The sequence below is a fragment of the Rhodococcus sp. DN22 genome, from assembly GCF_036669995.1.
Lineage (GTDB): Bacteria > Actinomycetota > Actinomycetes > Mycobacteriales > Mycobacteriaceae > Rhodococcus_F > Rhodococcus_F erythropolis.
The window spans coordinates 648,997-664,454 of sequence record NZ_CP133326.1 but is presented as its reverse complement, the minus strand read 5'-3'; the positions used below and the strand labels follow the sequence as shown (position 1 = coordinate 664,454).

Below are 15,458 nucleotides of genomic sequence, written 5' to 3'. Positions count from 1 at the left end.
GGAAAGGGAACACATGACGCATTCATTGGCAGATATCCCGTCCACCTCAGCTGCACTCGGCACCGCACGCGTCAAGCGCGGCATGGCTGAAATGCTCAAGGGCGGTGTGATCATGGACGTGGTCACCGCTGAGCAGGCCAAGATCGCCGAAGACGCCGGCGCCGTCGCCGTCATGGCACTCGAGCGGGTCCCCGCAGACATTCGCGCACAGGGCGGCGTCTCGCGCATGAGCGACCCGGACATGATCGACAGCATCATCTCCACCGTCAGCATCCCCGTCATGGCCAAGGCACGCATCGGTCACTTCGTCGAAGCTCAGATCCTGCAGAGCCTCGGCGTCGACTACATCGACGAGTCCGAGGTCCTGACCCCGGCCGACTACGCCAACCACATCGACAAGTGGAAGTTCACCGCTCCCTTCGTGTGTGGCGCCACCAACCTCGGTGAAGCGCTCCGTCGCATCAACGAAGGCGCGGCCATGATCCGCTCGAAGGGTGAAGCCGGCACCGGAGACGTCTCCAACGCCACCACACACATGCGCACCATCCGCGGCGAGATCCGCCGGTTGACCTCGCTGAGCGAGGACGAACTGTACGTAGCCGCCAAGGAACTGCAGGCCCCGTACGAACTGGTCGTCGAGGTCGCCAAGGCAGGCAAGCTGCCTGTCACCATGTTCACCGCCGGCGGCATCGCCACCCCCGCAGACGCTGCGATGATGATGCAGCTCGGCGCCGAAGGCGTGTTCGTCGGATCAGGTATCTTCAAGTCCGGCAACCCGAAGCAGCGCGCCGAGGCAATCGTCAAGGCCACCACGTTCTACGACGACCCGGACGTGCTCGCCAAGGTCTCGCGCGGACTCGGCGAGGCAATGGTCGGCATCAACGTCGACGACCTACCCGTCGGACACCGCCTCGCAGAGCGCGGCTGGTAGCCCACAATCGATACGAGGATATGCAGCTGAGACGCTGAGAACCGAACAATGGCTGCCATCATCGAGTCTGGAAAATCGGAAACTAGTCTGTTGACGAGTAATTCGACTGTCCAGCAACCGATGTGGCGGCCATTTCGGCTACTCCCGACACTGATGGTGTTACACGGCAAGAGCCGGGAACCACCGATCGCCGAAAGTCCGCTCCCCACTTCTTCATGTACTTGTTCGAGATTCACAGCAGACTTGGAATTCACATCATCTCCCGATCCACAGGCAATGCCGACACAAAAGGCTGCGGCGAGGGGTCTCGCCGCAGATCGGTAACAATCGGAGAGTGCCGTTAAGAGCACACAGATACACTCCGCCAAGGTCGCTACAGCTCACGTGGAACGCAACGGACTATTCCAGTGCCGCCGTGTACGACGCCCCACCACCGTCGCTACACGGCGACATACTCCGGCGAGAACAGGTCGATACGAGACCGTTTCGGTTTCTCAGGATGGTCGAATTTGTCTCGCTTGCAACAAATTCGATGCTTGACTTGCACAGACAAGGCGGCGCCCAACTTGAACCTGGCGAGGACTAGCAGCTCGCACTCCGAGACAAACACACGTTGCCAGGGACACCGCATCGAGTCATCGCAGACACTGTTCCAAAGAATCAGCGTGGAACCTCAGCCGCCGGTGAACAACCCGACACCAACATCTGAGGTGTCGCCCTCCAGTTCTGCGGAGAGAATGCAGTGGGGATGCGCAACCTCATCTTTGGAGCAGGAACTGAGAAATTAAGCGCACCAACGGAATTCTTGCACATAGGTCAGGGCATCAACAAGAATCGCTCCGCAATTGTGCGACCTACCGCAATGACTGCATCTCGGTTCGACTGTTCCCGTAAATAACGATGAGTAGGACCCGCAATCTTATTTTACTCACCAGATCAATTATGGTTCAGGACTTCTGGTGCATCTGTAAGGGATTTCCGCACCTACCGAACTGGCGCTCTTGCACGGTCAGAAGTGATCACGAATATGAACCTGCCTACGGCAGAACAGCGCGTCCCACTGCAAGTCGGAATTCACGTCCCCACCGCTCAGGAAATCCAAACTTCGCAAGTTGGCGCTGGATTGCGCACCTGCCAATGTAAGAGCTAGACCACCGTGTGTGAGAACACGACCGCTGGAGGCCTCCGTTTGTGTGCAAACTCCGGCCCCGCTGTTGACCTCCAGGCGGTTCTGCACACCTGCAACCGAATAGCTCAGTGCCAGAGACATATCTGAAGGAAATGTCAGGTGCCCCAGAACCTGCGGGTCGAGAACCGCAAGCATGTAGGGTACGGATTGTGATACCTCCCACTGCGACGACTGCAGAATAAGGCGCACAACGTCCATACCCGACGTTCGCAGTTGAGCGATCGGTGCAACCGCGCTGAATGAACCTAGTGCCGCAGCTAGTGTGAAGACGGACTCGCGATCATCGGCGACGAATTCATCTATTTCGAGCACACTGTCTATGCCGAAATTGCTCGGGCAACGCCAGATCGCATAGCCGCCGATCGAACCATCGGCGCGATCAACTACCGTGACCTGAAAACCTGGACGATTGAGTATATTTGAGCCAGCAGGGAATGCTGCGCCCACGCGCGTCAGCGGGCCGTTCTGCTGCCGCGCCCAGCGATCGTAGACGGCAGCGATTTGGGCTGCATCGCTGTGGTGTGCACGTCGCGCGTTTGAATAGGCACCCGCGCTTGCCAATTCGTGAGTCGGAAACCGGACCGTCAGCAGCTCGGCAATCACCTCGTAGCCATATCTCCGGTAAACGGTCGTCGAGGTAGGGAAGAGACTCGTAAGGAGCGCGCCACGTATGCGCGCAACTTCGGAAATCTCGCGCATCAGTTGACGGAGTAATCCCTGGCCTCTGTGCTCAGCACGAACAGTAACGGCTGCGATGCCAGAAGTTGCCAGCGCCGATCCGCCGAACCAAGATTGGAAATCAAGTTCCGAGGCCGTTGCTATCATTCCCGACCGATTGAACACACCCCACACTGTTTGTCCAGGTCGACCAAATGATGCCTCAATGTCGCCTTGGAGCGTAGAACTACCGAAGGCCTCTCGGCACAAGCCGCGCCACTCCTCGGCGTCAGAGATCGACAGCGGTCGAATTGAGGTACTCATGATATATATTTCGCACTTTCGTCTTCAGAGCGTCTCCAGCACAGCCTGACGCATTACATCCAGGCCAACCGACCCGACATCGAGCGCAGTCTTGTGGAACTTTCGGAGTTCAAATTTCGATCCATGCATTAATGCAGATTCTTTGCGCAGCTCCATCCACAAGCGTTTCCCCACGTAATAGGCGGGAGCTTGTCCTGGCCATCCCAAATATCGCTCGATTTCGAACTGAAGCGTCTTCGAGTCTCGTGAACAGTGCGCAGCTAGGAATCGGTGCGCCTTGGCGTAGGTCCAACTGCCACCGCCCATTTCGGCCGGTGCTTCAAAGTTGCAGTGGATTCCGATATCGAGAACGACCCGCGCTGCCCGCATGGACTGTCCGTCGAGCATTCCTAGCTTTTCGGCTGGATCCCCTAGAAATCCGATCTCAGCCATGAGCTGTTCACCGTAGAGCGCCCAGCCTTCCCCATGCCCGCTGACCCACGATCCAATTCTGCGCCAACGGTTAAGTTCGTCAACCCGCGACAAGGCGTGAGCGGCCTGCAAATGGTGACCTGGGACACCTTCATGATAGACAGTGGTCAACTGCCGCCAGGTGGAGAATTCATCCACCCCGTCTGGCAAGTCCCACCACATTCGTCCGGGCCGCTCGAAATCCTCAGTCGGCGGGGTGTACGTGATGGCGCCAGTACCTCCGGGACTTATTCCACATTCAATGACACGAAGCGCATGCGGAATATCGAAGTGCGTTCCTGCACATGCTTCGACGGCAATGTCCGTCTTCGACTGCATCCATTCGACCAGGGCGCCTCTCCCCCGGATCAGTCTGGTCTCGTCGGCATCGAGGAAGCTGTGCACTTCTCGTAGTGAGGCCCCCGGCAAGATTTTGTCGCCAAGTTGAATCATCTCTGCCGTGATTCGGGCGAGTTCGGCCTGCCCCCATTCGTAAGTCTCTGCAAGGTCGATAACCGTCCCCAGAGAGGCACGCGAATGCAACTTGTATACGTCAATCCCGACAGCGTCGCGATCCGACGCAGTTGGGAGCAAATTGTCCGACAGAAATTCAGCTAGGTCATAGCACGCCTCACGCGCGGACGCAGCAGCCTTCAAAAGGTCGGTGCGCAACGATTGTGCGAGGGACTGTGGGGCAGATTCGACAAGGGTGGCAAAAACTCCACCCTGTCCGCCATTACGTGAAAGCTGTTGCACTACTGCAATTATTTGCCTCCGCGGACTAATATCACCGCGATCGGAAGCTTCATGGAGGGACCTGGCGTAGCCATGAAGGACTTCCGGCACTCGGGACATTCGTGTTGCGATGGCCGACCAGTCATCGGCAGACTGCTTGGGCATGAGGTCGAAGATTTCGCGCACCTCTTGTACGGGCGACGCGATGTTGCGAAGCAATGAATCCTCGCGGCCCGCGGAGCGCAACTCCTCTGCGACAGACAGTGATTCCCTGAGAGCAGCGATCGTGACTCGATCCACACTATCGGCACCTTCCGCTCCTTCGAGAGAAGCAAGAGTTCGCCGGCGCAACGCTGACATCTCTGCAAGCCCATCCGGTGAGAGATCGGGAAAACTGTTGTGGGTACCTTCGACGCCAAGATACGTCGCAGCAAGTGGATTCAGGAGCAAGTATCGGTCAAAATAGTCGTCCGCGATGGCGTCTACGACGGTCTGCGTTCGCAAGTTCTGTTCACCTCTCAAGGTTTGATGGACATAGTGGTAGTCAAAACGGCTTCTTGTCACGAAGCTCTTGAGCGCCACCAGCGGAATCACCGAGCGCGCGTGGAACCAGGCGGATCGACTTCGCGATCAGCTGTTGGCCACTCCGATGGTCTGCGCCCATGGGCGGTAGTAGGTGAACGCATCGAAGTCGTTCAGGTTGTAGTTACCTCGGATGCCAGCTGTCGCATTGATCCACGCGATTGGCGCGACTGGCAGTTGTTCTTGGCCGATCCTCGTAATCTGCTGTAAAAGGTCGACGCGTTCCGTGCCTCTTACACCACGTTGTTGCTGCAGAAGCAACTGAACCGCCGGATCTGCGAATCCAGAGGCGTTTAGATAGCCAATATCAGGATCAGAACTGAAGAACGGACTGAGCATATCGGTAGGATCAGGATAGGTCGGTGCCGTGGAACTCAACACAAGGCCTTGTTTCTTGCCCGGCGCGATGAGGTAATCCTGTTGGAGTTCGTTCAGCGAGATTACCTTGAGGTTGAGTTTGATTCCGATCATGGCAGCATTTGCTGCCAGCGAAGAGGCCGACTTTATCGATATGTCTGCGTCAGTCGAGACATAGATATCCGCACTGAATCCACCAGATACCGTTGAGGCTGCGAGCGCACTCCTGGCCCGATCGAGGTCAAAACTGTACGCCGGCAATGAATTCAGGAAGAGGTCAATCTCGCCATTCGAGAGGACTCCTTGCCAGTGCCCTCTACTGGGTAGCCCGACTGCGGGCTCTCCTGCCCCGGCCAGGACGGACTTGACGATGCCTTCCCGATCAATACAGTGAGCAATCGCCTGCCGGACCTTGAGATCGTCAAAGGGCTTCACTGTCATTGGGAAACGCAGCAAAAGTGGACTAAGGCCTGTTGCGGTTCCGACGCGCACGTCGGGGGTCTTGTTCCATTGTGACAGTTGCGCACCTGGTACGTCGAACATGCCATCGTTGGCTCCTTGCTGGGTAGCCACTCGAATCGTTTCCGGGTTCTCAACCACCTTCACAGAAATCTTCTGAATACTTGGAGCCACACCCCAGTAGTACGGGTTCAACTCTCCGGTAATACCGCCACCGGTTGTGTACTCCGTGAGGCAGTACTGACCGGTGCCGATAGGGATGGCAGTTGGCGATCCAAATGCAGACCCAGCTTCGATACCCTGTGCCTTTTTAAAGATCTGAATGATAGACGCCGCGTATTTGAATGTGGGATCCGGCGACGACAGGGTGATCATGACTTGGCTGTCACTGACGGCCTTGACAGACTCGACATTTCCCAGCAGTGATATGACGGCAGAGGATAATTCAGGATCGAGGTGGCGCGCGTAGGACCATACGACATCTTCAGCAGTGAGCCGCGTCCCATCCCAGAACTTCACGTCCTCGCGCAAGTCGAATCGGTACTCAACGAGAGAAGACTCGACCATGGTGGCTGTCCAGGGCGCGATCTGCAACTCGTGATCGAGAATCACCAGAGTGTCGTAGCCCAACGAACTCAGCACGCCAGTTTGCGAAGTAAAACTCTGAGCGATATCCAGACTGTCCGCACTCTTGGTAATCGACCAGTTGAGGCTAGAGATCGAATCGGAAGTCACAGGCCCACTCAGGTTTTCGCTGATCACCCCGGCGCTGGTCGACTCTCCTCCGCACCCTACCAAGATCGACCCCCCTGCCGCTAGCAGGCCCGCCTGGCCCAACCTCTTCAAGAGTGTGCGCCGATTGATTTGGTATTGCAGTGCTGTTTGCACAATTTCTCCTTCGGGGTCCGCCACTGAGATTATTGAAACTCGTTGCAACAGTTAGTGGTTCACCGTGGCCACTCCGGCCATGGGGCCGTCGACATACGTCGGACCTCCTCGAAGGAGTTCTCTCGTGTACTCGTGCCGAGGGTCGTCGAATACCTGCTCGGTTGGACCATGCTCGACACAGTGGCCGCGCTCGAGCACATAGAGGTAGTCCGTCATTTGACGAGCAACACCCAAGTCGTGTGTAACGAACACCATCGCGACGTCAAGCTCGTCACGAAGATCTCGAAGTAGGTTCAGGACTTGCGCTTGGACCATTACGTCAAGGGCGGATGTAGGCTCGTCAGACAACAGCACTTGCGACCTTGGTCCCAATGCTCTGGCGATCGCAACTCGTTGTCTCTGTCCACCCGACAGACTCGATGCTTTTCGATCCGCGAAGGATCCCGGCAAACCAACAAGGCTTAGTAGCGCGACGGCGTCGCTGGGCCTGGAATCCATACTTCCGGCAGCAAGAGCGTTCCGCAGAATCTTTCCGACAGTCTGGGAGGGATTCAGGGTTCCGGACGGGTCCTGGAAAACCATTTGGACAGGCTTCGCTCGACAGCGTTCCCTCGTCTCCATCGGTGTCTCGACTACACCTTCGTCCGCGACCTCCAGGCCCGCGATAATTCTCGCGAGCGTGGTTTTGCCGCTACCAGATCCTCCAACGATTCCGACGATCTGCCCTCGTCGGGCTTCGATAGTGACGCCACGTAGCGCTTCGTGCTCTCCGAATCGCTTTTTGATGCGCGAGGCGGACAACACAATTGGCCCACTATTCCTATCGCGTGCGCACTCCGATGCTCTGTGAGCGGGAAGGGTGAGATCAAGGCTGCGGACACACGCCGTTCGGCGGTTGCCGACCTCGACCAACAGGGGTCGCCCCTTTGCGCAGTCCTCGATTGCGTAGTCACATCGCGGTTTGAAAACGCATTCTGCTCGTCGATCCCCGGGGGTCGGAACACCGCCCGCGACTGACGCGAGACGCGCAACCTTTCTGTCGACGGGCGGATCGGCCATCAAGAGTGATTGTGTGTAAGGATGCAGAGGCCTGTTCGCGAGTTCACCTGGCGCGAACTCTTCAACCACGGTTCCGGCATACATCACATAGATGCGGTCAGCGACGGACAATGCCACAGGCAAATCATGTGTGATCAGTACGAGCGCTAATCCCCGCGCGCGCTGAACTTCACGCATCAGGCTAAGCACTTTGCGTTGCGATGTGACGTCGAGGGCTGTCGTCGGTTCGTCGGCAACAAGAATTCGTGGATCAGACGACAGCGCACACGCTATTCCAACTCGCTGCCGAATACCGCCTGAGAGCTGGAACGGATACTTGCGCGCTACGGACTCGTCGTTGATTCCTACTTCGTTCAGCCGCTTGACAAGCTCATCACGGGGTATACGGGTGCCGATTCCGTCAGAGATAGCACTTTTGACGTTTCGCAATGGGCTGAGCATGGTGAACGGATCCTGAGGCAGCCAGGTTATGGCCGATCCTCGTGCCGACCGCCAGGTCTTCTCGTCAGCGTTCTCGAACGACCTTCCATCGATTTGAATATGCCCCGTGGTAGACAGTCCGGCTGGAAGCAAACCGGTGATTGCGCGGGCTGTCACAGATTTCCCGCTTCCCGACTCGCCGACGATTGCGATGGTCTCGCCGGCGCGGACGCGCAGTCCGACGTCGTCGACGATCACCGCGCCTGCGTCAGTCTCGATAGTCAAGTGCTGCACATCCAAGGCCCAGTCTCGAGTCATTACGCAGTCCTGCCCTTTTCGTGTCCGTAATCCTGAACTGCGTCGGATAGCAGGGCGACTGACGTCGCAACAACGACGATGGCCAGTCCGGGAGCTAGCGCAATCCACGGATTCGCGCCGAGGTAGTCGATTGAGTTCGCAAGCATCAGACCCCAGTCAATTGAGTTGGCGGGAACCCCGATTCCCAGAAAAGTAAGCGCAGACAATGTCACCAGTGCGTAAGCAAAATTCACACATGCATTAGCGAGTTCGACCGACCTGATGTTCGGCCACAGCTCGAAAACCAGAATTCGCCATCGTGGCGTTCCCATCAATCTGGCCGCATCCATATAGGGCTGCTCAAGTTCTACGAGGGCCGCGTTGCGGACGAGTCGAGCGTCGTATGGCGAGAACAACACCATCATCAGCCCGACGGCCATAAGGTACCCACCACCGCTTATCCCTGCGAGCACGAGCGCCACCAATAGCGCGGGGAGCGCATAGATCGCATCGACGAATCGCATCAATCCCGCACCTACCCAGCCACCGGCAAGGGCGGACATCAGCCCGACCGCACTTCCGATCACCAAGGCACCTGCAGCAATGAGGAACGCTCCGACTACCGGCGCGCGTCCGCCAGCGACGAGCTGCGCGAGGACATCTCGCCCCAGATCGTCAGTGCCAAGTAGATGTTCTCGCGTTGGGCCTTGAACTCCGATCAGCAGATCTTGGACTTCAGCCTGGCGCAGCATGAGCCAAGGGCCAATCAGCGCAAGTAGCAACACTATTGCGACCAAGCACGATAGAAAATAGATTGTCTTGCTCGAACGGTGCCGGCGTCGTCGACGAGCCGTCCTCGGAATCGTAGTCATAACTAAACCGCCTCACTCAGATCGACTCGCGGATCGAACGCGGTACTCGCAACATCGACGAGGAGATTGAGCACTAGAATGAAGGCAGCCAACACAATGGTCAGTGCCTGGACAACCGGTAGATCTCCAGCCGAAACGGATGCAATCAGCAAACTGCCCGCTCCAGGAAGAGCGAAGATCTTCTCCACGAGGACCGTACCGACGATGAGCGTGGTCAACGTCAACCCGGCCGCCGTTGTTATCGACGTCATGCTGTTGCGGAAACCGTAACTCAGCAGAACGCGGCCCCCGCTCACTCCCCTAGATCGAGCGAACGTCACATAATCCTGCGAAAGCGCATTACTGAGCGCGGACCTCGTGACTTTGACGACCAGACCGATCTGTCCAAGCGCCAGCGCTATCGCCGGCAACAGAAGATGGTGAAGTCTTCCGAAAAATCCTGCCCCAGGCCCGAATACGGGGAGAATGTCCCACTTCAGTCCGAAAAGGTACAAAAGCAATAGCGCCACGGCAAACGACGGCACCGAAATCGCCAAGATCGCAGTACTGGATGCAAGACGGTCCACGATGCGCCCCTTGTGGATCGCAGCGACTGTCGCCATGGGGATCGCCACGATCATGGCGATAACAAAGGCAAAGATCGCCAGTTGCAGTGATAGAAGGCCCTGATCAACGATCAATTTGTCGACCTGCACATTCTGTACGTAGGAAGTGCCGAAATCGCCGCTTAGTGCACGCCGCAGCCAAGCCCAGTACTGAACGAGGATCGGATCGTCGAGGTGATGCTGTCGGCGCAAGTCATCGAGGACGGCTTGACTCACGGGGCGTCCGCCTGTCAGTGCGCCGACAACGCCACCGGGTGCCACGAACTGGAGAGCGAAAACACCGAATGACATGGCCAATAGAAGAGTGAAGAGCGCCACTGTCCGCTTAGCGAGCGCCAGGGTAAGGAGGACATGGGGACTGCGGTGTCCCTCCCGTCCGGTCTTGATAGGCATGTGGCGAATCTATCACCCAAATAGCGCAATGTCGCCGATATTCGCTAACAAAACACTTGAGATGTTTTGATTGAGCTGTTTGAACCTTCCGATACGCCTTAAACCGGCAACAGACTTAGGGTTCACTGATTGCGCGTCGGTTCGCCGGCAGGGATACCAGAACCGTAAGGAACAGACACATTCGCCAGGATGAGCAGAATTTGACACATCCGTTCTGGGTCCACAGGTCCGGGCCCACCATCGAACCGATACGTCTCTATCGAAGGCGCGGATAAACCGTGCGATCGCGGTACCACGACGTCGCATCCTAATGACGGCCCCTTCGAAAGACCTCGTCCAATTCCGCAAGTGCCCAGCCTAGTTCGGGGTAGATCCAGAAACCGAAGGGTTCAGAGCTCGTAGAATCCTGCGCCGATTCCGCTTCGGTGATCGAATTTCACTGTGCATCAGGACTGAAAGTGTTGATGCAAATGCGAACTGGTCGGTCGGCAGCCTGACCGATGATCCACCCGAGCAGTCGAGAGGCTTCGATTCCGACCACTCGCATCAGTTTGGGCGGCACCAAGCGGAGTGAAAGTTGCTCGTCTGTTTGATATTTCACGCCTTGCAATGAAATACACAGGCGCGGCGATCAGGCGGACCAATTGCAAGTGCGTGCGATAGCGAGCCGACGACTAGGCTGCCGCCACCGCCCTTCCGGCGAGCGCACCTCTCCCACGACGTGACCTCGTCCGGCCCTTTTCGGCAAACACGCACTCGCGTTCGCGTTTGCGTTTGCGTTCGGCGAACACAGACACGATCGAATTCGTCCGATGTCTGCCCGGGCACGCCGAACACTCGCCGGCATGCCAGTCATACAGGCCGAAAGTCCTCGAAGCGTCTTCTGTCGGGGCGAGCCCAAAACCTCGTCGTAGACGACTTTTCCGCAGGACCGGAATAGCAGAAGCGACGTCGACCGCTGAACATGCCAGCCGGCGGCCATCACGATCATCGCTCCCCACGCCGACAGGTCAACCTGCCTGCCTGCTCGCGATCTCGCCTGAACCAGCCGGGATACATTGCCGAACTCGACAGTGAGACATTCTCATTCACTGCACTGACGGAAGAAAGTGGTGGTGCAGCCATCGCCTGCACCACCACTTTCTTCTCAGCTCACGTCAGCGTACTTCCGCGGATTTGCGTCGAATCGAGGACCACAACCCTTGCAGCAAAACCAGTACCGATTACCTTCGTAGTCACGGAACAGGCCTTCCGCTTCGGCACGCGCCTTTTCGATCACACTGCCGGGCATGACCCGACATTCGACGAGTTCACTACTGCCAGAGTTGAGTAGGTCTTTCCCACCGGTCGGCATCGCCGTACCGACAGTGCCTACAGCGCCATTGGCGTCGGCCTTCGGGGTATTTCCACAGCCACAACTACTCATTGGGATTCCTGTTCTTTTGCTGGACGGATGTGGCCCGGAAAGCGAGCCCGACACAACCACCAATGTACCCCCTATAGGTATATTGGAGATAACTTGAAGGTCTGCGCGTACAGCACCTCGACACATAAACCATTGCAGGAGAACGAATAATGCGTCCCCAGTCTCGGATCACCTACAGCATCATGACACAAGAAGCATTATACCTACTGGGGGTATAGGGTAGGTCTGGCATCGGCCATCCATGTCCGCGAGGTCGTCGACGAAGAGGCGCAATGAAGAACTGGAAAGCCATCGGCAGCAGCCGATTCGCCGTAGTTGGAGCTTTGCTGTTGGTCGGCGCGCTCTGGGGAAGCTCGTTCCCCCTCGTTGCTGTGGCAGCACCAACACTCGGCGCCGTCGGGACGACGCACGGCCGCTTCATTGTTGCAGCGTTGGTTCTCGCACTGATAACGGCTTCCAGCAGATCGACCTGGCGCGCGGTCGGTCACCGGTTTCCTGCATTCCTACTGCTGGCAGCCCTCAACGTCGCTGGGCCCCTGACGCTTGTCGCAACTGCGATCGTCGGCCTCAACTCGTCGACGGCGTCGATCCTGAATGCCACGACGCCGATGTTCACCGTATTCGTCGCCGCTTTCTGGCTTCGACAAAAGATCACCTGGCGAAAACTCTCGGGGGTCGCGATCGGCATCGTCGGCGTCTCGGTGCTCGTCGGTGGAATTCCGTCAGCGATCGACAGTCACGCAATGCTGGCCATTGGCGCATCTTTGACCGCGGCGCTGCTGTACGCAGTCGGAGGTGTCTACGCACGAAAGTCGTTCCAGGACACTCCACCGATGACACTGGCCCTCGGACAACAACTTGCCGCGGTTGCCCTATTGGTTCCCGTGTCCGCCGTCGCTCCCCCACCGGGGCCCATAACCGTCGGTCCACTCATCGCCGTGGCAGCCCTGGGACTGGGGGCTACCGCCGGTGGCTACCTGGTCTACTTCTGGATAATTCGTCAGGCGGGTCCAGTCGCGGCATCGGCCGTCACTCTTCTCGTTCCGATTTCGGCATCAGCCATCGGAGTGCTGTGGTTGAACGAGCCTGTTACCTTCGCGCTCGTTGGCGGTCTTGTCATCATTCTTGCCGGAGTGGGCTTGCTCCTGGATCTTCCGCCGACGCGAGATCCATTGCGCAGGGTTGCCCCGGGGCGGGCGGCTAGCGCGGACAAACGGCCGGTCAGCGGCTGATCGGAGCCGTCCAAAGTCCGACCAGCGCGTCGACGAGGTCGGTCGTGAAGTCCTCCCATGACGTGACCGCGTCCGGCCCCTCTTCGGCAAGCGTGCGCTCACGTTCGGCGAACATGTGCACGATCGCATTGCGTCCGATATCCGCGCGGGCGCGTCGAACACTCATCGGCATGTCGGCCAGACAGTCAGAGAGTCCCCGAAGCGTCTCCTGCAGGGTGGGCGAGGCCAATACCTCGTCGTAGACGATTTTCCGCAGGACCGGGTCGGTGAGAATCTGTGCACTGAACCGCGCGTACCAAGTCGGGCCACCCATTTCGGCGTAGTGATCGGTCGACGCCCGAACCAGACACGAAATCCAGTCACGAACGTTTGTGGACCCTTCGATCTCACACAGCAGTTCGCCACGCTTCTTCTCGACCTGCTGGGAATGCTTGTTCACGATCGCGCGGACCAGATCGGTCTTGGTCCCGAAGTGGTATCCGACGGCTGCATTGTTGCCCTGACCTGCCGCTTCACTCACCTGGCGGTTCGAAACCGCGAAGACTCCGTGCTCGGCGAACAACTGCTCGGCGACGGCGAGAATGCGGTCTCGGGTTGCAGCAGAGCGCGCGGAATTTGCGGCGCCGCCGACGTCGGCCGACGCGTCCTCAGTCCTCGTAGTCATGGACACCATCATCCTCGACCATCCGAAGCTGCTCGGCACCGGAGATATTCGTCACGATCGGAGGCGCACCCTTCCGTTAAGTCAGTCACTTGATTTAACTTTAGTTCAATCAACTGACTTAAACCATTATTCGTTCTTCCTCCGATGGAGTTACCGCAATGTCGTCAACCACTTCTCCACCACCGACAACGCCGCCACTGACAACGAAGTCGCCAGCCACCACCGCAGTGGTGGCTGTTCTGGCGTTTTCCGGCATCGTCGTCTCGCTCATGCAGACGCTGGTCATCCCGATCATCCCGCATCTGCCCGAGTACCTGAACGCGCCGGCGTCCGATACCGCGTGGGCTGTGACCGCCACGCTGCTCGCCGCCGCCGTCGCCGTCCCGACCATGGGCCGCTTGGGCGACATGTTCGGCAAACGGCGTCTACTCCTGATCAGCATGGCGCTGTTGGTCACCGGTTCGGTGGTCGGAGCCCTCAGTTCGAGCGTTATCCCCCTCGTTGCCGGCCGAATCCTGCAAGGCCTTGCTGCCGGCGTCATTCCGCTGGGTATCAGTGTGATGCGCGATGTACTTCCGCCCAAGAAGCTCGCCGGCGCTGTTGCGATGATGAGCGCTTCGCTGGGAGTCGGTGGCGCTCTGGGGCTTCCGATCGCGGCTTTGATCGCCGAGTACGCCGACTGGCACGTCCTGTTCTGGGCGTCAGCCGTACTCGGCGCGCTTGCGGCCGTTCTTGTTGTCGTCCTGGTCCCCGAATCGGCGGTTCGCACAGGAGGCACGTTCGATTTCGGCGGAGCAATCTCACTCTCAGCCGCCCTCATCGCTCTTCTACTCGCAATTTCCAAGGGTGGCGACTGGGGTTGGACGAGCACGCTCACGCTTTCCCTGTTCGGCGCCGCGATCCTGATATTCGGATTCTGGGCATGGTGGGAACTACGCACCCCCAAGCCGCTGGTGGATCTACGCGTATCCATCCGCCGCCAGGTGCTCTTCACCAACCTCGCATCCATCGTGTTCGGATTCGCGATGTTCGCCGCCAGCATGGTCTTTCCCCAGGTAGTCCAGCTGCCTGAAATCACTGGTTACGGCCTCGGCGGTTCGATGCTCACCGCAGGTCTGGTCATGGCTCCCTCCGGCATCATCATGATGCTGATCTCTCCGCTGTCCTCACGCATCACCAATTCGCACGGCCCCAAGGTGACGCTCATGCTCGGCGCCATTGTGGTCGCAATCGGTTACGGCATCGGCATTTTCGCCATGCACTCGATTTGGGAACTGATCGTGATCGCAGTAATCATCGGCGCCGGTACCGGTATGGCTTACGGCGCAATGCCCGCTCTCATCATGGGGGCTGTTCCTCCGTCCGAGACCGGAGCGGCCAACAGCTTCAACACTCTGATGCGCTCCCTCGGTACATCATTCGCCAGCGCCATCGCGGGTGTCGTCATCGCCCAGATGACCATGTCCGTCGGTGGGGCAACGCTGCCGTCGGAGAACGCTTTCCGCGTCGTCATGGCCCTCGCTGCCGGATCCGCCGTCATCGCACTCGTCCTGGCCGGTTTCCTCCCTCGGTTCAACGGCTCGAACTCCCGCAAGGAGATTGGTAGCCAGCACACCGATACGTCCCCGACCACGTCGAAGGAATCCGTCCCGACGCACTGAGCAAGTGCGCAACACACACAGCACGGCCCCGGCGGAGTCCAACTCCGCCGGGGCCGACGCGTTTCACACATTTTGCGGTTGATACACCTGCAGACGACCGTTTCGTGACATGCTCCGTTGAGATGGGTGCTCGTTCGATACTCGGGGAAAGGATGCCGCGATCGCCGCTCCTCGTGCTGACGTCGCCCTTGCCGTCGCCGCTGCTGCCGTCCTGGGCATAGGCGTCGGTGTTCTTCTTGCCGATGTCGTCGCCGGCC

General features: G+C 58.4%; 11 protein-coding genes. 3 read left to right on the top strand and 8 right to left on the bottom strand.

The genetic code is table 11. The features are described 5' to 3' along the window. The first annotated feature begins 13 nt into the window (after positions 1-13). Complete coding sequence (pdxS, locus tag RA302_RS03020) at positions 14-931, top strand: pyridoxal 5'-phosphate synthase lyase subunit PdxS (protein WP_166501734.1); 918 nt, start codon at positions 14-16, stop codon at positions 929-931. A gap of 1,009 nt (positions 932-1,940) precedes the next feature. Here the strand turns inward: pdxS and RA302_RS03015 are convergent. The 7 genes from RA302_RS03015 to RA302_RS02985 all read right to left on the bottom strand — a co-directional run bounded on the left by RA302_RS03015 (position 1,941) and on the right by RA302_RS02985 (position 11,509). Further along, positions 1,941-3,101: a GNAT family N-acetyltransferase gene (locus RA302_RS03015; protein WP_166501733.1), complete on the bottom strand. Its 1,161-nt coding sequence runs from the start codon at positions 3,099-3,101 to the stop codon at positions 1,941-1,943. A gap of 24 nt (positions 3,102-3,125) precedes the next feature. Continuing rightward, positions 3,126-4,880, bottom strand: coding sequence for a DUF885 domain-containing protein (locus tag RA302_RS03010; RefSeq protein WP_238054117.1), 1,755 nt, complete (start codon positions 4,878-4,880; stop codon positions 3,126-3,128). A 36-nt stretch (positions 4,881-4,916) separates the two neighbouring features. Beyond that, positions 4,917-6,572, bottom strand: coding sequence for an ABC transporter substrate-binding protein (locus RA302_RS03005; RefSeq protein ID WP_166501732.1), 1,656 nt, complete (start codon positions 6,570-6,572; stop codon positions 4,917-4,919). A gap of 51 nt (positions 6,573-6,623) precedes the next feature. Continuing rightward, positions 6,624-8,369: an ABC transporter ATP-binding protein gene (locus RA302_RS03000; protein ID WP_238054116.1), complete on the bottom strand. Its 1,746-nt coding sequence runs from the start codon at positions 8,367-8,369 to the stop codon at positions 6,624-6,626. Then, entirely contained in the window at positions 8,369-9,100 is a 732-nt protein-coding gene (locus RA302_RS02995; protein ID WP_206029791.1) for an ABC transporter permease, read from the bottom strand. The genes RA302_RS03000 and RA302_RS02995 overlap by 1 nt, the downstream gene beginning before the upstream one ends. Positions 9,101-9,222: 122 nt before the next feature. Next, a complete protein-coding gene (locus RA302_RS02990; protein ID WP_166501730.1) occupies positions 9,223-10,218 on the bottom strand; it encodes an ABC transporter permease in 996 nt (331 codons plus the stop codon). 1,147 nt (positions 10,219-11,365) lie between these two features. Next, positions 11,366-11,509 carry a YHS domain-containing protein gene (locus RA302_RS02985; RefSeq protein ID WP_021342727.1) on the bottom strand — a complete coding sequence of 48 codons (144 nt, stop codon included), beginning with the start codon at positions 11,507-11,509 and terminating at the stop codon, positions 11,366-11,368. Between the two features lie 407 nt (positions 11,510-11,916). Between RA302_RS02985 and RA302_RS02980 the strand changes: the two genes are divergently transcribed. Further along, the gene (locus tag RA302_RS02980; RefSeq protein WP_070796419.1) at positions 11,917-12,876 is read left to right on the top strand and encodes a DMT family transporter; all 960 of its coding nucleotides are present in this window, start codon (positions 11,917-11,919) and stop codon (positions 12,874-12,876) included. Here the strand turns inward: RA302_RS02980 and RA302_RS02975 are convergent. Further along, a complete protein-coding gene (locus RA302_RS02975) occupies positions 12,866-13,540 on the bottom strand; it encodes a TetR/AcrR family transcriptional regulator (protein WP_007727120.1) in 675 nt (224 codons plus the stop codon). The genes RA302_RS02980 and RA302_RS02975 overlap by 11 nt on opposite strands. A gap of 158 nt (positions 13,541-13,698) precedes the next feature. Between RA302_RS02975 and RA302_RS02970 the strand changes: the two genes are divergently transcribed. Further along, a complete protein-coding gene (locus RA302_RS02970; RefSeq protein ID WP_166501729.1) occupies positions 13,699-15,201 on the top strand; it encodes an MFS transporter in 1,503 nt (500 codons plus the stop codon). Positions 15,202-15,458 lie beyond the last annotated feature (257 nt).